This window comes from Enterobacteriaceae endosymbiont of Donacia proxima (assembly GCF_012569285.1).
Taxonomy (GTDB): Bacteria; Pseudomonadota; Gammaproteobacteria; order Enterobacterales; family Enterobacteriaceae.
This window is the reverse complement of record NZ_CP046198.1, coordinates 234167-255441: the sequence shown is the minus strand read 5'-3', so window position 1 is coordinate 255441 and position 21275 is coordinate 234167. Positions and strand designations below refer to the sequence as shown.

At 18.2% G+C, this 21275-nt stretch carries 18 protein-coding genes; 14 read left to right on the top strand and 4 right to left on the bottom strand.

What is annotated here, in order from left to right; genetic code table 11:
* Window positions 1–12: 12 nt before the first annotated feature.
* A complete protein-coding gene (gene ribB, locus GJT97_RS01165) occupies window positions 13–660 on the bottom strand; it encodes a 3,4-dihydroxy-2-butanone-4-phosphate synthase (RefSeq protein WP_169767674.1) in 648 nt (215 codons plus the stop codon).
* 199 nt (window positions 661–859) lie between these two features.
* Here ribB and GJT97_RS01160 point away from each other — a divergent pair, with 199 nt between their 5' ends.
* Window positions 860–2086: a multifunctional CCA addition/repair protein gene (locus GJT97_RS01160; protein ID WP_169767673.1), complete on the top strand. Its 1227-nt coding sequence runs from the start codon at window positions 860–862 to the stop codon at window positions 2084–2086.
* A 26-nt stretch (window positions 2087–2112) separates the two neighbouring features.
* Here GJT97_RS01160 and uppP read toward each other — a convergent pair whose 3' ends face one another.
* Both uppP and tsaD read right to left on the bottom strand, forming a co-directional pair.
* Complete coding sequence (gene uppP, locus GJT97_RS01155) at window positions 2113–2919, bottom strand: undecaprenyl-diphosphatase UppP (RefSeq protein ID WP_169767672.1); 807 nt, start codon at window positions 2917–2919, stop codon at window positions 2113–2115.
* A 22-nt stretch (window positions 2920–2941) separates the two neighbouring features.
* Entirely contained in the window at window positions 2942–3964 is a 1023-nt protein-coding gene (tsaD, locus tag GJT97_RS01150) for a tRNA (adenosine(37)-N6)-threonylcarbamoyltransferase complex transferase subunit TsaD (protein ID WP_169767671.1), read from the bottom strand.
* Between the two features lie 130 nt (window positions 3965–4094).
* Between tsaD and rpsU the strand changes: the two genes are divergently transcribed.
* The 3 genes from rpsU to rpoD all read left to right on the top strand — a co-directional run bounded on the left by rpsU (window position 4095) and on the right by rpoD (window position 7990).
* Complete coding sequence (gene rpsU, locus GJT97_RS01145; RefSeq protein WP_169767670.1) at window positions 4095–4310, top strand: 30S ribosomal protein S21; 216 nt, start codon at window positions 4095–4097, stop codon at window positions 4308–4310.
* Between the two features lie 46 nt (window positions 4311–4356).
* On the top strand, window positions 4357–6102 hold the full coding sequence (gene dnaG, locus GJT97_RS01140; RefSeq protein ID WP_169767669.1) for a DNA primase: 1746 nt from the start codon (window positions 4357–4359) through the stop codon (window positions 6100–6102).
* Between the two features lie 88 nt (window positions 6103–6190).
* Window positions 6191–7990, top strand: coding sequence for an RNA polymerase sigma factor RpoD (rpoD, locus tag GJT97_RS01135; protein WP_169767668.1), 1800 nt, complete (start codon window positions 6191–6193; stop codon window positions 7988–7990).
* An 82-nt stretch (window positions 7991–8072) separates the two neighbouring features.
* Here the strand turns inward: rpoD and map are convergent, their stop codons facing one another.
* The gene (gene map, locus GJT97_RS01130; RefSeq protein ID WP_169767667.1) at window positions 8073–8867 is read right to left on the bottom strand and encodes a type I methionyl aminopeptidase; all 795 of its coding nucleotides are present in this window, start codon (window positions 8865–8867) and stop codon (window positions 8073–8075) included.
* 156 nt (window positions 8868–9023) lie between these two features.
* Here map and rpsB point away from each other — a divergent pair, with 156 nt between their 5' ends.
* The 10 genes from rpsB (at window position 9024) to dnaE (ending at window position 21234) form a co-directional block, all read left to right on the top strand.
* A complete protein-coding gene (gene rpsB, locus GJT97_RS01125; RefSeq protein ID WP_425482454.1) occupies window positions 9024–9734 on the top strand; it encodes a 30S ribosomal protein S2 in 711 nt (236 codons plus the stop codon).
* A gap of 3 nt (window positions 9735–9737) precedes the next feature.
* The gene (gene tsf, locus GJT97_RS01120; RefSeq protein ID WP_169767666.1) at window positions 9738–10550 is read left to right on the top strand and encodes a translation elongation factor Ts; all 813 of its coding nucleotides are present in this window, start codon (window positions 9738–9740) and stop codon (window positions 10548–10550) included.
* Window positions 10551–10612: 62 nt separating this feature from the next.
* Window positions 10613–11341 carry a UMP kinase gene (gene pyrH, locus GJT97_RS01115; protein ID WP_169767665.1) on the top strand — a complete coding sequence of 243 codons (729 nt, stop codon included), beginning with the start codon at window positions 10613–10615 and terminating at the stop codon, window positions 11339–11341.
* 34 nt (window positions 11342–11375) lie between these two features.
* Window positions 11376–11930, top strand: a complete 555-nt coding sequence (locus tag GJT97_RS01110; RefSeq protein ID WP_169767664.1) for a ribosome recycling factor — start codon at window positions 11376–11378, stop codon at window positions 11928–11930.
* 68 nt (window positions 11931–11998) lie between these two features.
* The gene (uppS, locus tag GJT97_RS01105; RefSeq protein ID WP_169767663.1) at window positions 11999–12736 is read left to right on the top strand and encodes a polyprenyl diphosphate synthase; all 738 of its coding nucleotides are present in this window, start codon (window positions 11999–12001) and stop codon (window positions 12734–12736) included.
* Window positions 12737–12813: 77 nt separating this feature from the next.
* Window positions 12814–14172, top strand: a complete 1359-nt coding sequence (gene rseP, locus GJT97_RS01100; RefSeq protein WP_169767662.1) for an RIP metalloprotease RseP — start codon at window positions 12814–12816, stop codon at window positions 14170–14172.
* The gene (bamA, locus tag GJT97_RS01095; RefSeq protein WP_169767661.1) at window positions 14153–16669 is read left to right on the top strand and encodes an outer membrane protein assembly factor BamA; all 2517 of its coding nucleotides are present in this window, start codon (window positions 14153–14155) and stop codon (window positions 16667–16669) included. The genes rseP and bamA overlap by 20 nt, the downstream gene beginning before the upstream one ends.
* 22 nt (window positions 16670–16691) lie before the next feature.
* The gene (locus GJT97_RS01090) at window positions 16692–17213 is read left to right on the top strand and encodes an OmpH family outer membrane protein (RefSeq protein WP_169767660.1); all 522 of its coding nucleotides are present in this window, start codon (window positions 16692–16694) and stop codon (window positions 17211–17213) included.
* 34 nt (window positions 17214–17247) lie between these two features.
* On the top strand, window positions 17248–17682 hold the full coding sequence (gene fabZ, locus GJT97_RS01085; protein ID WP_169767659.1) for a 3-hydroxyacyl-ACP dehydratase FabZ: 435 nt from the start codon (window positions 17248–17250) through the stop codon (window positions 17680–17682).
* A 42-nt stretch (window positions 17683–17724) separates the two neighbouring features.
* Window positions 17725–21234 carry a DNA polymerase III subunit alpha gene (dnaE, locus tag GJT97_RS01080; RefSeq protein WP_169767658.1) on the top strand — a complete coding sequence of 1170 codons (3510 nt, stop codon included), beginning with the start codon at window positions 17725–17727 and terminating at the stop codon, window positions 21232–21234.
* Window positions 21235–21275: the final 41 nt, after the last annotated feature.

Here is a 21275-nt window from a genome sequence, read left to right as displayed (position 1 = left end):
TACTAATTAAATTTAAACATAAATATTATTTTTAATAGAATATTTTTTTATATCATTAATTGTAATTACTATCATTTTATTCTTTTTTGCAAAAGATATAGTATCAAATTTATTTGCCATAGTTCCATTTTTATTAGTTAATTCACATAATACACCCACAGGTTTCATTTTTGCAATTTTCAATAAATCTATTGTTGCTTCAGTATGTCCTTGTCTTTTAGAAAGACCTCCATCTACAGCTCTTAATGGGAAAATATGTCCTGGTTGATGTAAATCTGTAGGAACTACATGATCAGAAATAGCAGTTTTTATAGTTGTAAATCTATCTTTTGCAGATACTCCTGTAGAAATTCCTTTAGCGGCTTCAATACTAACAGTAAATCCTGTTTTATAAAAACTAGTATTTTTTTTTACCATCATAGGTAATTTTAATTTTTTACGTAAAAAATCTGTAATACATAAACAAATAATACCACTACCATTTCTAATGGTAAAAGCAATATTATCTATAGAAATTTTTTCTGCTGAAAAAACGATATCACTTTCATTTTCTCTTTTTTTATCATCTAAAATTAAAATTCCTTTTCCTTTTTTTAATGAATTAATAGCATTTTTAATACGTGTTTCAATATTACCAAATTCTATATTAAGTAAATTCATAAAATAATATTCAAATTATAATTTAATGATATTATATATTAATTTTTAATTTAATTTTTTTTTTATAAAAGAATAAAAAATGAAAAAATTAATATTTTATTATTTTTAATAAAAAATTATTTTAATAAAATTTTTTAAAAAAATATTTTATGATAAATAATAATTTTTTATGTTTTAAAAAATTTATAGGAGTAATAAATTGAAAATTTATTTAGTTGGTGGAGCTGTACGTGATCATTTATTAAAAATAAATGTAAAAGATAAAGATTGGGTTGTTGTAGGATCTGATATTAAATCAATGCTTAAATTAGGTTTTAAATTAGTTGGTAAAGATTTTCCTGTTTTTTTACATCCTAAAACACATGAAGAATATGCATTAGCTAGAACTGAATATAAATCTGGACATGGTTATAAAGGATTTAAATATTATGCAACTCCTACTATTTCTTTAAAAGAAGATCTATTACGTAGAGATCTTACTATTAATGCTATTGCGCAAGATAATTTAGGAAAATTTTATGATCCATATAATGGATTAAATGATATAAAAAATCGTATATTAAAACATGTTTCATTATCATTTAAAGATGATCCTTTAAGAGTTTTAAGAGTAGCTCGATTTGCTGCTAAATTAAATTATTTAAATTTTAAAATTCATGATAGTACATTAAAATTAATGAAAATTATGAGTAATTCTGGAGAATTATCATATTTAAAACCTGAAAGAATTTGGAAAGAAACATATAATGCACTTCGATCTAAAGATCCTCAAATATATTTTCAAATCTTAAAAAAATGTAATGCTTTATCTAGTATTTTACCAGAAATAAATAAATTATATGGAATACCTGCACCATTAAAATGGCATCCAGAAATTGATACTGGGATACATACAATGCTTACATTAAAAATTATTTCTCAACTTACAAAAAATGTATCAACAAGATTCGCTGCATTATGTCATGATATAGGTAAAGGATTAACTCCTAAAAAATTATGGCCTAGACATCCAGGACATGGTATAGCTGGAATACCATTAATTAAAAAATTATGTAAAAAACTTAAAATACCTAATAATATTAAAAAATTATCTATATTATCAGCTAAAATACATGATATCATTCATGATATATATAATCAAAAACCAGAAGATATATTAAATATATATAATATTATTGATGCTTGGCGCAAACCTGAAAGAGTGAAACAAATTGCACTAATAAGTGAAGCTGATGCACGAGGTAGATTAACGTTAGAATTAATGGAATATAAACAAGGTAAATATTTTATTGACATGTATAATTTTATTTCTAAATTAAATATTAAAAATATAATTAATAATATTAATTTAAAAGGAATTAATATAAATAAAACGATTCAAAACGAAAGATTAAAATTATTAAAATCTTTTTTAAAATCTAAGTAATAAATAATTTTTGATATAATAATTAATTAATATATTAATATTAAAATTAATATTAAAAGTATACGATATATACTAAACCATATTAAATAAATATTATTTATCAGATAAATAAATTTTTTTATTATAAATAAACTAACTATAAATGAAATAAAAAATCCTATAAATAATATTTTAAAATTATTAAAATCTATGATGAAGTAATTTTTATATAATGATAATAAATTAGCTCCTAAAATTACAGGTATAGAGATAATAAAACAAAAATCAATAGCAACGGAACGTTTTATTCCTAATAATAAACTTATAGATAATGTTGATCCTAATCTAGAAACACCAGGTAATAAAGCTAAACATTGGAAACATCCAATTATAAAATTTAAATTATATGAAATATAATTTAAATTTTTAATGCTATATATTTTAGGTTTATATATTTCGGAAAATAATAATAATAATCCGCCTAAAAATAATCCATATATAATATATAAAATATTGTTAATTGCTATAATTTTATGATAAAAAATTAATCCTATAAAAATTACTGGTAATGTAGATATTATTATCTTAAATATATTAATTTTTTTTTTATCATAAAATTTATAATAAATTGTGTTAAATATAATTTGAATAATTTTTTTCCAAAAAATAATTATGATTGCTAATGTTGATCCTAATTGTATAATAATTTCAAAAATCTGTAGATTTTTATTATTATTAATATTTAATATTTTAGAAAAAATAATTATATGAGCACTAGAAGATATTGGTAAAAATTCAGTTAAACTTTGTATTATACTTAGTATTATAATAGAAAAATAATTTAATGTTATCATAACAACCTCAAATATTAAAATTTTATGATAAAAAATCATCTTCTAAAGATAGTTTTGAATTAATAATTATATTATTTAATATATATTTGTTTTTTTTTAAAAAAAAGTTTTTTGATCCAATATAAGCGATCATTCCTGCATTATCTGTACATAATTTTTTATTACTATAAAATAATTTAATATTATATTTTTGAAATTTTTGATGAAAAATTTTTCTTAATTTTTTATTTGCACTAACTCCTCCAGCAATAACTAATTGGTTTATATGATATTTTTTTAAAGCCCATAAACTTTTTATATAAAGAGTATCTATAATCGCATCTTCAAATGCACGTGCAATATTAGCTTTAACTTGAAAATTATTTAAATCTTGTTTTTTTATAAAATTTTGTACAAAAGTCTTTAATCCTGAAAAACTAAAATTTAAATTATTTTTTTTAGATATCATCGGTCGAGGAAAAATAAATTTTTTTGATATACCAAATTGAGATAATTTAAATAAATTTTTACCTCCAGGATAATCCAACCCTAATAATTTAGATACTTTATCTAAAGTTTCACCTACAGCATTATCTATATGTTTCCCTAAAATTTTATATTTTCCAAATTTATATACATATATTAATTGCGTATGTCCCCCAGAAATTAATAAACCAATAAAAGGAAAATATGGTTTTTTTTTTTGTAACATTATTGAAAATAAATGACCTTCCATATGATTTACTGGGATAATAGGTATATTTAATGCAAATGCTAAAGTATGTGAAACAATTGCTCCTATTATTAAAGAATTTATTTGTCCTGGACCAGCAGTATAAGCTATAGCATCGAGATTATGTAAATTTTTATCAATTTTTAATAAAGATTTTTTAATTAGTGGAATAATTTTTTTTAAATGATTTCTTGCAGCTAATTCAGGTACTATACCTCCATATTTAGAATGAATTTTTTGTGTACAAATATTATTACATAATATACCTTTTTTATTATCATAAATAGATACTGATGTATCATCACATGATGTTTCTATACCCATAAAAAGCATATTTATCCCTAAAATTATAATTTTTTTTGTTAATAAAATAAAAAATTATTTATATAATATAAATTATATATTATAATATAGTTTTATAACAATATAAAATTATAATATTTAAATTATAAAAGGATATTATATGCCAGTTATTAAAATACGTGATAATGAACCATTTGATTTAGCTTTAAGACGTTTTAAACGTTCATGCGAAAAAGCAGGGATTTTATCAGAAGTTAGACGTAGAGAATTTTATGAAAAACCAACAACAGCAAGAAAAAGAGCAAAAGCTTCTGCAATAAAAAGACATATAAAAAAAATATTAAGAGAAAATTCTAAAAAAACTCGTTTATATTAAAAATTAATTATTTTTATAAAAAATAATAAATTAAAAAATTATTTTTATGATTAAATATGTATCTCGTATATTTATTAATAATTTATTAGATAAAGTTGATATTGTAAAATTAATTATAAATAGAATTAAATTAAAAAAAAAAGGTAAAAATTTTTTTGGAATTTGTCCTTTTCATATAGAAAAAAATCCTTCATTTGTTGTTAATTCTGAAAAACAATTATACCATTGTTTTGGTTGTGGAGCACATGGTAATATTATTGATTTTATCATGAATTATGAAAATTTATCTTTTCTTAAAAGTATAGAATTATTATCAAATATATTTAATATACCTATTAAAAATGAAAAAAAATTATGTTTTTTAAAAAAAAAGATTAAAAATAATATTTATTATCAATTAATGTTTAATTTAAGTTTTTTTTATAAAAATTATTTATTTAAATCTTTAGGTAAAGAAGCATTAAAATATTTATTAAATAGAGGATTTAGTTTATATATTATAGAATATTTTTCTATTGGTTTTTCTCCTTTATATTGGGCTAATAAAAAATTTCATAATAAAAAAAATACAGAAATTTTACATAAGAAATTAAAAATTTTAAAATTGAATAAAAATAATCATAACTATTATGATATTTTTTATGACCGTATAATATTTCCGATTAAGGATATACGTGGATTTATAGTTGGTTTTGGTGGTAGAGTTTTTAATAATAGAGAACCTAAATATTTAAATTCTTCAGAAAATAATATTTTTTATAAAAGTAATGAACTATATGGATTATTTGAAATAAAAAAAGAAAATAATATTTTAAAAAAAATAATGGTAGTAGAAGGTTATATTGATGTTATTACTCTATTTCAATTTAATATAAAATATGCAGTAGCTATATTAGGAACTGCAATAACTAATTTTCATATACAAAAATTATTTAATTTTACAAATAAAATTATTTATTGTTTTGACGGAGACGAAGCAGGTATAGAAGCACAATGGAATTCTTTGAAAAAAAGCTTACCTTTTTTAATAAAAGGGAAACAAATATGTTTTATGATTTTACCTAAGGGAGAAGATCCTGATAGTTTAATTAGAAAAGAAGGAAAAAATCTTTTCGAAAAAAGAATTCATAATAATTTATCATTTTCAAAATTTTTTTTTAAAAGATTATTTTTAAAAAATTTATTTTCTTCTTGTGAAGAAAAAACAAATTTTATATATAAAGCTTTATCATTTATAAAATTAATTCCTGATAATTTTTTTCAAATTAATTTAATACAAAAATTAGGTGAAAAAATAGGAATATTAAATTTTTTAGATGTATATAATTTATTAAATAATAAGAAAAAAATAATTATAAATAATAATTTTAAAAGAACTACTATTCGTAGACTATTAAGTTTATTAATACAAAATCCTAAATTAATTAAATTAGTACCTAAATTTAAATACTTTAAAAATTCAAATATAAATGGTCTATTTTTTCTTATAAAATTTGTAAATTATTATAAAAATCAACATATAACAACTGCTAAAATATTAGAACAATATAGAGGAACAAAATTAAATAAAATTATTAAAATTTTAATAACATGGAATCATATGATTCCTGATCATCAAATAAAAACATTTTTTATATATCTAATAAAAAAATTAAAAATAAATATTTTAGAAGATAGACAAGATTATTTAATATCTTTAGATAGAAAACAAGGATTAAATAATGAAAAAAAACGAGAATTATGGTCTTTAAATAAAATTTTAATTCAAAAAAAAAGTAATTTAAAAATTTAAATAAAAAATAATTAAAGTATTATAAATAATATATTTCTTAAATAAATAATTTATTTAAATATTAATAAATAATATTATGGAACTATTTATGGATTATAACTCAAAATTACAGTTTAAACTTCTCGTAACTAGAGGTAAAGAACAAGGTTATTTAACTTTTTCAGAAATTAATGATCATTTACCTGATAATATAGTTAATTCTGATCAAATAAAAAATATTATTCAAATGATAAATGATATAGGTATCCAAGTAATGGAAGAAGCTCCTGATTGTGATGATTTAATTTTAAATAATAATGAAAATAATACAACGGAAGCAGAAGATGCAGTACAAGTATTATCTAATGTCGAATTAGAAATGGGGAAAACTACAGATCCAGTAAGAATATATATGCGTGAAATGGGTACTGTAGAATTATTAACAAGAGAAGGAGAAATTAGTATTGCAAAACGTATAGAAGAAGGTATAAATCAAATGCAATCTTCAATAGCTGAATATCCTAAATTTGTTGAATATTTATTAAAAAAATATGATAAAGTTAAATCTGGAGATATTCGTCTATCAGATTTAATACATGGTTTTATTAATGATAATATCGAAAATAATATTATATTTTCTCATCAAAAATTATCTAATGATATACAAACAGAAAATAATGAAAATATTATAGATTATAGATTAGCTAAAAAAAAATTTTCAGAATTAAAAAAACAATATTATAAAACATTAGTTTTTATCAAAAAAAAAGGGAAATATGATAATAAATCATTAAATATGATTAAAAATCTTTCAAAAATTTTTAAACAATTTCGTTTAGTATCTAAAGAATTTAATTATTTAGTAGATAAAATGCGTTCTATAATATTTAAAATACATATAGAAGAACGTAATATTATGAATATAATATTTAAATATTATTATATATCAAAAAAAAAATTTATTTCAATATTTCATGGTAATGAAACCAATAAAAAATTATTTTTTAATAAACTAAAATATTTCCAATATAAAAAAAAATTTAATATATATGAAAAAAAATTATTTTTAACTCAATTTAATAATTATATTACTAATTTAGTAAATATTGAAAAAAAAGCTGGATTAACTATTTTACAAATTAAAAATATTAATAAAAAAATTACTATAGGTGAAATAAAAGCTAAAAAAGCTAAAAAAGAAATGATAGAAGCAAATTTAAGATTAGTTATTTCTATAGCTAAAAAATATACAAATAGAGGATTACAATTTCTTGATTTAATTCAAGAAGGTAATATAGGTTTAATGAAAGCAGTAGATAAATTTGAATATAGAAGGGGTTATAAATTTTCTACATATGCAACATGGTGGATCAGACAAGCAATAACAAGATCAATTGCGGATCAAGCAAGAACTATAAGAATTCCTGTACATATGATCGAAACTATTAATAAACTTAATCGAGTTTCTAGAAAAATATTACAAGAATTAGGTAGAGAACCTACACCAGAAGAGTTATCAGAACATATGTTTCTTCCTGAAGATAAAATTAGAAAAGTATTAAAAATAGCAAAAGAACCTATTTCAATGGAAACTCCTATAGGGGATGATGAAGAATCACATTTAAGTGATTTTATTGAAGATAATACTTTAGAATTACCATTAGATTCTGCAACTTCAGAAAGTTTAAAAGTAGCTACATATAATATTCTTTCTAGTTTAACTCCTAGAGAAGCAAAAGTATTAAGAATGAGATTTGGTATTGATATGAATACAGATCATACATTAGAAGAGGTAGGTAAACAATTCGATGTAACTAGAGAAAGAATTAGACAAATAGAAGCAAAAGCATTAAGAAAATTACGACATCCTAGTCGATCTGAAATATTAAAAAGTTTTTTAGATAATTAATTATATTTAACTAATATGATCCATATTATCACTAATATAATCTATATGATTAAGTAATTAAAATATTAATTACTTAATTATATTAAATTTGACTTTTTTCAAATATGTTTTTTTCTTCTTTTCTAATAGTTAACACTTTACTTCCAGTATCAGTAATAAGTATTGTATGTTCATATTGAGCTGAATTTGTTTTATCTATAGTTTTTACTGTCCAATTATCATTTGTTACATACACACTATGATGTCCTATATTAATCATAGGTTCAATTGTAAAAATCATTCCAGATTTTAATATTATACCATAATCATATGATTTATAATGTAAAATTTGAGGATCTTCATGAAAATTTTTACCTATACCATGACCACAATAATTTCTAACAACAGAAAATTTTTTAGATTCTACATATTTTTGTATTGTTTGACCAATTTTATATAATCTAATGCCAGGTTTTAAAATATTAATAGCCTTGTATAGACTTTTTTGAGCAGTTAAACATAATAATTTAGATTTTTTAGAAACATTATTTCCTACTAAAAACATTTTTGATGTATCTCCATAATAATTATTATGTAATACTGTTACATCTATATTTACAATATCCCCATTTTTTAAAATTTCTTTTTTATTTGGTATTCCATGACATACAACATCATTTATAGATATACATACAGATTTTGGGAATCCTTTATATCCTAAAGTAGCTGATTGAGCTTTTTGAATTTTTGTAATATAATTATGACATATATTATTTATTTCTTCAGTATTAATTCCAGGTATTATATAAGTTTTAATCATTTCTAATACCTTAGAAGCTAGTTTACAAGATTTATAAATTTTTTTTATTTCTTTAGAATTTTTAATTGATATTCTCATTATTTTTTTTTATAAAATATTATATAACATAAAATATTATATACTTAAATTAAATTATTTTTACAACAATTAAATTTAAGTATATTTAATAAAATTTTTGTATAAATATGAATTCTATAATATGATTTTAGTTATATATAAAATAAGGATAATATAATGTCTATATCTATGAATAAAATGTTTAAAGTAGGTGCTCATTTTGGTCACCAAACACGTTATTGGAATCCAAAAATGAAAAAATTTATTTTTAATGATAAAAATAAAATACATATTATTAATTTAGATAAAACTATTAAAATGTTTAATATTGCATTAAAAGAATTAAAAAAAATTACCTTTCGTAAAGGTAAAATTTTATTTATTGGAACTAAAAAAGCTGCATCTAATCTTATTAAAGAAACAGCTATTAATTGTAATCAATTTTTTATTAATCATCGTTGGTTAGGAGGTATGTTAACTAATTGGAAAACTGTTAAAAAATCTATTAAAACATTAAAAGAATTAGAATTACAAAGTAAAGATGGAACATTTAAAAAATTAATAAAAAAAGAAGCTCTAACACGTAATAGAAAATTATTAAAATTAGAAAAAAGTTTAGGTGGTATAAAAAACATGGGTGGTTTACCTGATGCTATATTTGTTATTGATGCAAATCATGAAAAAATTGCAATAAGTGAAGCTAAAAAATTAAATATTCCTATTTTTGCAATAGTAGATACTAATTCTAATCCTGAAGGAATCCATTTTGTTATTCCTGCTAACGATGATGCTATCCGCGCTATAAAATTATATTTATATTATGTAACTAAAAATGTATTAAATAATAAATTTGAATTAAATAATAATTTAAAATTAAAAATTAATTAGGAGATGATATTGAAAATTAATATTAATAAAATTAAAGAATTAAGAAATATAACAGGTATTAGTATTATAGAATGTAAAAAGGCATTAATAGCGACAAAAAATAATATAAATGATGCAATAAATTATATAAGAAAATATCTTAAGATAGAATCCATAAAAAAAATAAATAATGAAACAAAAGAAGGATTAATTTTAGATTATATAACAGAAGATTTTGGAATATTATTAGAAATAAATTGTCAAACAGATTTTGTTACAAAATCGATACATTTTATTAATTTTGGAAATGAAATTTTAAAATATATTATAAAAAATAACCAAAAAGATATAAACATAATAAAAAAAATTTTTTATCAAAAAAAAATAGAATTAATCGGTCTTTTAAAAGAAAATATATTTATTAATCGTTTAGAATATATCAAGGGTAAATTTATAGGAAAATATATACACCATAGTAAACATATTGGTATTATTATTAAATCTAATGTTAATAATCAGTTATTAATGAAAAAAATTTCTATGCATATAGCTATGTTAAAACCAGAATATATACAAAAAAAAGATATTCCTTCTAGGATTATAAATAAAGAATATGAATTACAAAAAAATATTGCGATTCAAAAAAATAAACCTAAAGTTATTATAAAAAAAATAATAGAAGGACGTATAAAAAAATTTATAGATAATATTACATTATATAATCAACATTTTTTATTAGATAATAATAAAACAGTATTTGAAGTTTTAAATGAAAATAAAATGAAAATTTTAAGTTTTATATGTTTAGAAATCGGTGCAAATATAATTAAAAACTAATTGTTTTATTTATATAACTTAATTAATTGTATTTTATAAAATATATAATATATAAGTATCTTATGAAGATTAAAAAAAAAATAGTTTATAATCGTATTATATTAAAAATTAGTGGAGAGTTTTTACAAGGTAAAAATTTATCGGGTATAGATAATAAATTATTAAATTATATTATACAAGAAATAAAAAGTATTTTACCTTTAGGTATTGAAATTGGTATAGTAATAGGAGGAGGAAATTTATTTAGAGGTAGATATTGTGATGAAAATAATAATATAAAAAGAGTTTTAGGTGATCAAATTGGTATGATATCAACTATAATTAATGGTTTATTGTTATATCATTCCATTAAAAATAAATTGATAAACGTATATTTAATGTCTTCTTTACCAATAAAAGGTATTTGTAAAGAATATGATACTTTTAAAGCAATTGATTTAATTAAAAATAATATAGTTATATTAGCAGGAGGTATCGGCAATCCATTATTTACTACAGATACCACAGCATGTTTAAGAGCTATAGAATTAGAAGCTGATGCTATATTAAAAGCCACTAAAGTTGATGGAGTATATTCTAAAGATCCTATAAATTATCCAGATGCTGAATTTTTTCATAAAATAAATTATGATTATGTAATAAAAAAGAAAATTAAAATTATGGATAGTACAGCATTTCTTTTAGCACATGATTATAATATACCTATACATATTTTCAATATTAAAAAAACTGGTTCTCTTTATAAAATTTTAACTGGTAAAAATATAGGAACAATAATAAAAAATTATTAAATAAATAAATTTAGTTTAAATGAAGGATAGTTATATGGATAACAAAATCATTAATGATAATGAAAAAAGTATGCAAAAATGTTTAAATTCATTTATAAAAAAAGTTAATATTTTATCACAAAATAGATTATCTCCTTGTTTATTAAATCATATTTGTTTAAAATTAAATAAGAAATTAACACCTATTAATCATATATCTTCTATAGTTTTAGAAAATAATTCTACTCTTAAAATTACACCTTTTGATTCTACAATAAAAAAAAATATAGAAAAAAGTATTATACTCGCAAATTTAGATGTAACAACTAAAATTATTGGATGTGATATATATGTATATATACCTTCTATTACAGAATCTAGAAAAATAAAAATTATAAAAAATCTAAAAATAGAAACTGAAAAAAATAAAATTAATATTAGAAATATACGTAGGAAATCAAATCATAAAATTAAAAATTTATTAAAATATAAACAAATAAATGAGAATCAAGAAAAAGAATTGTATAATAAAATTCAAAAACAAACAATTTTTTATGTTAAAAATATTCAAGAATTTTTTAAAAAAATAGAAAAAAATTTATTATGCTAATTTTATTTTTACTAAAAATAAAAGTTATTTTTTATTTATTTATATAGTAAAATTTTAAATTTTTAAAAATGGAAAAAATAATTTTACAAAAAAATATTAATCGTATTCATTATTGTCCTAGACATATTGCCATTATTATGGATGGTAATAGAAGATGGGCAAAAAAAAATAAAAAATTAAAATATTTAGGACATAAAAAAGGAGTAAAAACTGTAAAAAAAATTATTGGTTTATCATTAAAATATAAAATTAAAGCATTAACTTTATACGCTTTTAGTAGTGAAAATTGGAAAAGATCTAATCAAGAAATTAAATTTTTAATGAATTTATTTCAAGAAATCTTAGATATAGAAACAATAAATTTAAAAAAACAAGATATACGTTTAAAAATTATTGGTGATATAAATCAATTAGATTTTTCTTTACAAAAATCTATTACTAAAGCAGAATTTTTAACAAAAAATAATAATAAATTATTATTAAATATAGCCATAAATTATGGTGGACGTTGGGATATAATTAATAGTATAAAAAAAATAGCTTTTAAAATTTATAAAAGGATATTACATCCTAATGATATTAATGAAGATATGATAAATAATCATATTTGTTTAAATAATATTTTTCCAGTAGATCTAGTAATTAGAACAGGAGGTGAACATCGTATTAGTAATTTTTTAATTTGGCAAATTGCCTATTCAGAATTATATTTTACTCAAACATTATGGCCTGATTTTAATGAACATGATTTTAAACAAGCACTTAATGCTTTTAAAGAAAGACATCGTCGTTTTGGTGGAGATTAAATAAATTATTTTTATTTTTTTGTAAAAAAACTTATATATTTTTATGAAGATCAATATTAATTCTAGGAGTTATAATTTTGATAAATATATTATATAATATTATTATATTTTGTATTACTATAAGTAGCCTAATTATAATTCATGAATATGGACATTTTTTTATAGCACGTTTTTTTAATACTTATGTTGAATGTTTTTCATTAGGTTTCGGTAAAAAAATATTTCAATATCGTGATAGGTATGGAACAAATTATATAATTAGATTATTACCTTTTGGTGGATATGTAAAAATGCCTGAATCGATAAAAAATAATAATATAAAATATATTAAAAAATTTAAATTATTATTTTTTTATCAATTAAATTTTTTGAAACAAATATTTATTATATTAGCCGGACCTTTTGCTAATATTATTTTCGCAACATTTATTTATTTTATAATTTTTTTAATAGGATCCCCTATAAAAAAAAATATTATTAGTGAAATTAATTATATTTCTGTTGGAAATATAATTAATTTAGAATCTGATATCGAAATTAAAAAAATTAATGATATTAAAGTTAATAACTGGAATAAATTAAATTTAGAGTTAATTAAAAATATTCGTCAAAAAAATAAAATAAATATAGAATTTTGTAAAATAAATTCTTCTATTCTTAAAAAAAAGACATTAAATTTTGATAAAAATTTTCTTAATTTTCTTAATGAAAGAAATTTAATAACTATATTGGGAATATTACCTCAAGAATTAAAAATTTATCCTATTATTAGTTATATAATACCGGGATCTCCTGCAGAACAAGCTAATTTAAAAATTGGAGATAAAATTCTAAAAATAGAAAATGTAAAATTTACAGATTGGTATAATTTTCAAAAGATTATTTATAATAATCCTAATAAAATAATTCATTTAAATATTAAAAGAAAGAAAAATAATATAAACTTAAATATTTTATCTTCAATAAAAAAAAATAATATTGGTTTTTTAGGTTTTTTACCTAAAGTAGATAAAAATAAAAATAAGTTATCTTTTCAATATAAAATAACTTTTATTCAAACATTGATCAAATCATTAAATCAAACCATTAAAATGGTAAAATTAATTTTTAATTCTTTTATTCTTTTATTTTATGATAAAAATAATATTTCTAAATTAAATGGACCTATTTTTATAGGACATATTGCAAGTATATTATTTCGAAATAATATTACATATTATTTTATGTTTTTAGCGATGATAAGTATTAATTTAAGTATAATTAATTTATTTCCTTTACCAATATTAGATGGTGGTCAATTATTGTTTCTAATTTTTGAAAAAATAATTAATAAAAAAATATCAAATAAAATTAAACAATTAATATATATTTTTAGTATAATTACTTTAATGATAATTATGGGGATCGCATTTATAAATGATTTTCATCAGTTTTAAAAAAAAAATTTTAATAAAAATTAAAAATTATTATAAATTTTTATTTATTTTATTTTTTATTTTTAATACAAATATTTTTTGTTATGCAAATAATTTAAATAAAAAAAATAATTATATTAATCAAGTTATTTCTTTTAATTTAAATAAAATAAAATTTAAAAAAAATGAAATATATTCATATATAACGAAAAATTTTTTTTATAAAAAAAAATTTTTTAATTTATTACAAATAATATGTTTACATAATCTAATAAACAATATAAATATTATTCAATATAAAAATTTAATTTTTGTAAAAATTTTAGAAAAACCAATCATTAATAATATAAAAATTAAAGGTAATGAAATTATTGATAATGATCTTATTTATTTTTTATTAAATAAATTAAATATAAAAAAAAACAATATATTTAATAATTACTCTTTGTTATTATTTAAAAAAAATGTAAAATCAATCTTTTTAAAGAATTTTATGTTTTTTCCTTATATAAAAATAAAAATAAAAAAATATTTAAATAATAAAATAGATATTCAAATTTTATTTGAAAAAAATAATTATATAAATCTTAATTATATTAATATTACTGGTAATAAAGTTTATAAGACTAATTTTTTATTAAATTATTTAAATATTAATAATAAATTTTTATTTTTTTTTACAAAACAGAAAAAATATAAAATTAGTGATATTAATTATATTTTAGATCGATTAAATAATTTTTATATAAATCAAGGATATTTAAAATTCCATATACAAGATATTATACAAAGTTCATCAGGAGTGGGAAATAAGAAAAAAAAATTTTTAACAATAAAAATTAAAGAAAATCAACCATTTTATTATAAGAAAATAATAATAAAATTAGATAAAAACAAATATTTAAAAAAAACAATAATAGATATAATTGATATTTTTCCAAAAAAAATTTATGAAACTAATACGGTGATTAAATCAAAATATAAAATAGTAAAATTTTTAAGGGAAAATGGATTTTTATATCCTGAAATAAAAATACAACCTATCATAAATAGAAAAAAAAATACAATTAATATTTTAATTTATATAAAAACTAACAATAAATATTATGTAAGAAAAATAAATTTTTTAGGAAATAATTTTACTAAAGATTTTATTTTAAGAAATGAATTATTACAATTAGAAGGTAACCCACTTAATATTAAATTAATAAAAAAAACAAAAGAAGGATTATTATCTTTAGGATACTTTAATAAAGTAGATATTTATTTATATAAAAATAATGATTTAAAAAATACATTAGATGTAATATTTAAAGTCGATGAAAAAAATGAAGGTTTTTTAAGAACTGGATTAGGAATAATTAAAGGTGGATCATTAGGGTTAAATACTATTTTACAACAAAATAATTTTATAGGTACTGGATATGATGTAGATATTGATTTTCATAAAGATTTTTATCATTATTATTTAGAAATTTTTATTATGAAAAAACATGCTTTTTTTAAAAAAATAGATTCTGGTATAAAAATATTTTTGAATTCTATAAATGAAGATGATAATATTTCTTATAATTATATAAATAAAAACAAAGGTTTTTTAGGAATATTTAAATTATCAATTAATAATAAATTATTTATTATAAATAATATTGGATTTATAAAAAATAAAATTAGTAATATTGAACCACAATTATTGTTATGGAATTATCTTAGAAATATAGGATATCAAAAATATAATAAATCATATAAATATTATTTATTAGATGAATTTGTGATCCATTACAAATTTATATTTAAAAATTTTAATAATTTTAATTTATCATCAGGTGGTATTTTAAGTTCTATAGATACTTATTTTTCTATTCCCTGGTATAGTAAAAATCGTTATTATAAAATTAATTTTAATTATTTACAATATTTTCCTTTATTTTATTTACAAAAATTAAAAAGTAATTTACAAAATAATGATTTTATAGTTTTTTTATTTAAAACTAATTTTAGTTATGGTAATGGTTTTTTAGGTGGAAAATATCCTTTTTATAAAAATTTTTATTTAGGTGGATCTAATTCGATGAGAGGTTTCCAATCCAATAGTATTGGTCCTAAAGGTATCTATTATTCTTCAAAAGAATATAATTGTAATAATAAAAAAACTATTTGTTTATCTAATATTCCAATAGGTGGTAATATTTTATTTAATATAAATAATGAATTAATTATTCCTTTATCTTTTATAAAAAATAAATTTATAAAACAAATAAAATCTTCTATTTTTTTAGATATAGGTAATTTAATAGATACTTCATGGAAAAATAATTATTTATTTAAATTATATAAAATTCCTAAATTTAATCTTTTTTTTCAAATAAGATCGTCTATAGGTTTATCTTTTCAATTTCATACTTCATTCGGTGATATAATTGTTTCTTTTGCATATCCATTTAAAAAATATAAAATGGATAAAATTCAGTTTATTCAATTTAATTTTACACAAAATGGAAATAATTATTTAAAATAAAATAATTTAGGAGTATTTAAATATGAAAAATTTTTTTAAATTAACATTATTAATTTTTATTTTTTTTAGTTTATTTAATAAACAAGCTTTCTGTTGTACTAAAATAGTAGTGGTTAATATTGCTAAAATTTTCGATGTAATACCTCAAAAAAAAAAAATAACTAAAAAATTAGAAAAAGAATTATATTCTGATTTTTTAGTTATTAAAAAAATGAAAAAATTATATTTATCTAAAATAAAAAAATTAGAAAATAAAAATTTATCTAAAAAATCAAGACAAAATTTAGAAAAAGAAATTAAATACGAAAAAAAAATTTTAACAAGAAAAATAAAATTTTATACAAAAAAAAATCGTCAAAAACAAGAAAATGCACGTAATAAAATATTAATTTTTATTCATAAATTAATAAATATTATTGCTAAAAAAAAACATTATAATATTGTTTTAGATATTTCTTCAATAGCATATATTCAAAATGTTAAAGATATAACAAATGATGTAATTAATTTAGCAATTCAACAAAATAATGTTTTATTTATATAATAAATATAATAAACTTTTATTAAAAATAAAAATTATGATGTTAAATATCAATGAAATTTTATCTTTTTTACCACATAGATATCCTTTTATTTTAGTAGATAAAATTATAGCATTTCAAAAATTTAAATTTTTGAATGCTATAAAAAATATTTCTTTAAACGAACCTTTTTTTCAAGGACATTTCCCTAAAAATCCTATTTATCCTGGAGTATTATTATTAGAATCTATGATTCAAACTACAGGATTATTAATTTATAAAAGTGATGTAAATAAAAAAAAATTTATGTATTATGTAGTTGGTATAGATCAAGTACGTTTTAAAAAATTTCTTTTTCCAGGAGATCAAGTAATAATAAAAAGTACTTTTAAAAAAAAAAAAAATTCTTTTGTATTTTTTAATAGTACAGCAAAAATTAATAATAAAATTATTTGTAAAGCAAAAATTATATGCATATATATTGCAAAATAAAATTTAAACATGATTAATTAATTTTATACATTAACAAAAAATATGAATTATCATAAATTTATACATTTACATGTACATAGTGATTATTCCATTAAAGATGGTCTTGCAAAAATAAAACAAATTATAAATAAAGCTGTATTATTTAATATGCCAGCTATAGCTATTACAGATTTTAATAATATATTTGGTCTAGTTAAATTTTATAAAAAATCACATAATTCAGGATTAAAAGCTATAACTGGAGCAGATTTTAAAATTAAAAATTTAAATAATTATAAATTTTCTAATATAACTATATTAGTAATGAATAATATTGGTTATCAAAATTTAAAATTATTAATATTTAATAGTTATAAAAATGGTTATGATAATAACTTAGGTCCTATAATAACTTATAATTTACTTTCAAAGTATAATAAAGGATTAATTATATTATCCGGAGGAATAAAAGGAGAAATAGGAAAAAATATTTTACAAAAAAATATTTTTATAATAAAAAAATTAATTTCTTTTTATAAAAAATATTTTAATAATCGTTTTTATTTTGAAATAATACGTACAAATCGTGTAGATGAAGAAGATTACATTAATTTAATTGTAGATTTATCAAGTTATTTTAATATTCCTTTAGTCGCTACTAATGATGTTCGTTTTCTAAATAAAGAAGATTATTATGCACATGAAATTCGTATTGCAATTAATAAAGGTTTAACTATAAATAAAAATTATCATAATAATCATTATAGTAAAGAACAATTTTTAAAAAATACAGAAGAAATGTGTCTTTTATTTAAAGATATCCCAGAAGCACTATCTAATAGTGTAGAAATAGCAAAAAGATGTAGTTTATTTTTATCATTAGGTAAATCTTTTTTACCAAAATTTATAATGAAAAAAAACATTACACTAGAAAATTATATTTTTAAAAAAGCTTATACAGGTTTAAAAAAAAAATTAAATATTCTATATCCTAATGTAAATGATTTTAAAAGAAAAAATATACAATATCAAAAAAGATTAGATCAAGAATTAAAAATTATTAATCAAATGGGTTTTCCTAGTTATTTTCTTATAGTTATGGAATTTGTTCAATGGGCTAAAAAAAATAATATTCCTGTAGGGCCAGCAAGAGGTTCAGGAGCAGGTTCTTTAATAGCTTATGTTTTAAACATTACTAATTTAGATCCTATAAAATTTGATTTAATTTTTGAAAGATTTTTAAATAAAGAAAGAGTTTCATTACCAGATTTTGATATTGATTTTTGTATGGAAAAACGTGATTTAGTTATTAATCACGTAAAAAAAATATATGGATCTGAATCAGTGTTTCAAATTATAACATTTGGAACAATGACCGCAAAATCTGTTATTAGAGATGTCGGAAGAGTTTTAGGTTATCCATACGATTTTATTAATCGTATTTCAAAATTAATTCCAGTAGATATAGGTATTAATTTAAAAAAAGCTTTTTTAAAAAATAAAAAATTATTTAATTTATATAAATCAGATAATAATATTAAAGAATTAGTTAATACATCTTTAAAATTAGAAGGTACAGTTAGAAATATTGGGAAACATGCTGGAGGTGTTGTTATATCTCCTGATAATATTATAAAATATACAACTATATATTGTGATTATAATGGTAGTAATATAGTTACTCAATTTGATAAAAATGATATAGAAGATATAGGTTTAGTAAAATTTGATTTTTTAGGTTTAAGAACTTTAACAGTTATTCATCATGCAGTAAAGATGATTAATAAAAAACTTATTCAAGATAATAAAAAATTATTAGATATTAATAATCTTGATTTAGATGATAAAAAAATTTTTAATTTTTTAAAAAAAGCTAAAACTACGGGTATTTTCCAATTAGAATCAAAAGGAATTAAAGAATTAATTATACAATTACAACCTGATAATTTTGAAGATTTAATAGCGTTATTAGCTTTATATAGACCTGGCCCATTACAATCAGGAATGGTCGAAAATTTTATTAATAGAAAACATGGTAGAGAAATTATTTCGTATCCTGATAAAAATTGGCAGCATGAAAAATTAAAACCAATATTAAAATCTACATATGGTATTATTTTGTATCAAGAACAAGTAATGAAAATAGCTCAAGTATTAGCAAATTATAGTTTAGGAGAAGCAGATATTTTAAGAAGAGTAATTAGTAAAAAACAACATAAAGAAATGTCAAAGCAAAGAAAACGTTTTTTACAAGGTTCTCAAAAATTAAATATTGATAATAAATTATCTATGAAAATTTTCGACTATTTAGAAAAATTTGCCTCATATGGATTTAATAAATCTCATTCTGTGGGATATGCTTTAATATCTTATCAAACTTTATGGTTAAAAGTATATTATCCAGCAGAATTTATGGCAGCAGTTTTAACATCAGAGATGGATAATAAAAATAAAATTATTCATTTAATACATGAATGTAAAAAAATGAAAATTAAAATTTTATCACCTAATATTAATTTAAGTTTATATAAATTTCATGTTAATAAAAATAGACATATTATTTATGGATTAGGAGCTATAAAAGGTATTGGAGAACAATTAGCATTTAATATATTAAATGCTAGAAAAAAAATAGGTTATTTTAAATCTATATTTCATTTCTTTACAAGAATAAATTTTTCTAAACTTAATAAAAGGATTATAGAAACATTAATATTATCTGGATCATTAGATTTATTTAATTTTAATAGAGGATTATTAATAAATAATTTAGAAAAAATTATAAAATTAACAAATAAATATTTAAAAGAAAAACAAACAAAACAAATAGATTTTTTTAATAAAAAAAATACTTCTCTATTAAAAGATAACAATTATATTTTTAATGATATTAATTTGTCATGGACAAATAAAGATATTCTCATAAAAGAAAAAAATATTTTAGGTTTTTATTTAACAGGTCATCCACTAGATGGATTTTTAAAAGAAATTTTATTTTATACTAAACAAAATAATATAAAATATTTTTTAAAAAATTATAAAAAACCGATAAGAATTACAATAGGAGGTATAATTAATAATATCCGTACTTCTTATAATAAAAAAAAACAAAAAATATTATTATTTCATTTAGATGATAATTCTGCTGTATTAGAAATAAATTTATTTTCAAACATATTAAATAATAAAAATAATATAGTTACATTAAATAATATAGTTATTATAAATGGAATATTATATTTTAATAATTTTTTAAAATTATTTATTTGTGATGTTAATAATATTTTAGATATAACAACTGCAAGAGAAAAATATTTAAATAAAATAAATATTATTTTTAAAAATAAAAAAATTTTACATAATATTATTTTTTTTAAAAATTTAAAAAAAATACTTTTTTTTGAGAAAAAAAATTGTAAAAAAAACATACAAATATATTTTTTTTATGAAAAATTAAATTTTAGAAAAAAAATATATTTTAAAAAATCTTATTTTATTACAACTGAAATAAATGTATTTAATAAATTTATTAATTTATTAAACCAAAAAAATATTAAATTAGAATTTAATTAAATTAATATATTTTAGTTAAAAAACTATACATAAACATTGAA

What these genes read in the sequence shown, in the direction of transcription:
- ribB (WP_169767674.1), bottom strand. Translation starts at nt 660, where the DNA reads ATGAATTTACTTAATATAGAATTTGGTAATATTGAAACACGTATTAAA.
- uppP (WP_169767672.1), bottom strand. Translation starts at nt 2,919, where the DNA reads ATGATAACATTAAATTATTTTTCTATTATAATACTAAGTATAATACAA.
- tsaD (WP_169767671.1), bottom strand. Translation starts at nt 3,964, where the DNA reads ATGCTTTTTATGGGTATAGAAACATCATGTGATGATACATCAGTATCT.
- rpsU (WP_169767670.1), top strand. Translation starts at nt 4,095, where the DNA reads ATGCCAGTTATTAAAATACGTGATAATGAACCATTTGATTTAGCTTTA.
- dnaG (WP_169767669.1), top strand. Translation starts at nt 4,357, where the DNA reads ATGATTAAATATGTATCTCGTATATTTATTAATAATTTATTAGATAAA.
- rpoD (WP_169767668.1), top strand. Translation starts at nt 6,191, where the DNA reads ATGGATTATAACTCAAAATTACAGTTTAAACTTCTCGTAACTAGAGGT.
- map (WP_169767667.1), bottom strand. Translation starts at nt 8,867, where the DNA reads ATGAGAATATCAATTAAAAATTCTAAAGAAATAAAAAAAATTTATAAA.
- rpsB (WP_425482454.1), top strand. Translation starts at nt 9,024, where the DNA reads ATGTCTATATCTATGAATAAAATGTTTAAAGTAGGTGCTCATTTTGGT.
- tsf (WP_169767666.1), top strand. Translation starts at nt 9,738, where the DNA reads ATGATATTGAAAATTAATATTAATAAAATTAAAGAATTAAGAAATATA.
- pyrH (WP_169767665.1), top strand. Translation starts at nt 10,613, where the DNA reads ATGAAGATTAAAAAAAAAATAGTTTATAATCGTATTATATTAAAAATT.
- GJT97_RS01110 (WP_169767664.1), top strand. Translation starts at nt 11,376, where the DNA reads ATGGATAACAAAATCATTAATGATAATGAAAAAAGTATGCAAAAATGT.
- uppS (WP_169767663.1), top strand. Translation starts at nt 11,999, where the DNA reads ATGGAAAAAATAATTTTACAAAAAAATATTAATCGTATTCATTATTGT.
- bamA (WP_169767661.1), top strand. Translation starts at nt 14,153, where the DNA reads ATGATTTTCATCAGTTTTAAAAAAAAAATTTTAATAAAAATTAAAAAT.
- GJT97_RS01090 (WP_169767660.1), top strand. Translation starts at nt 16,692, where the DNA reads ATGAAAAATTTTTTTAAATTAACATTATTAATTTTTATTTTTTTTAGT.
- fabZ (WP_169767659.1), top strand. Translation starts at nt 17,248, where the DNA reads ATGATGTTAAATATCAATGAAATTTTATCTTTTTTACCACATAGATAT.
- dnaE (WP_169767658.1), top strand. Translation starts at nt 17,725, where the DNA reads ATGAATTATCATAAATTTATACATTTACATGTACATAGTGATTATTCC.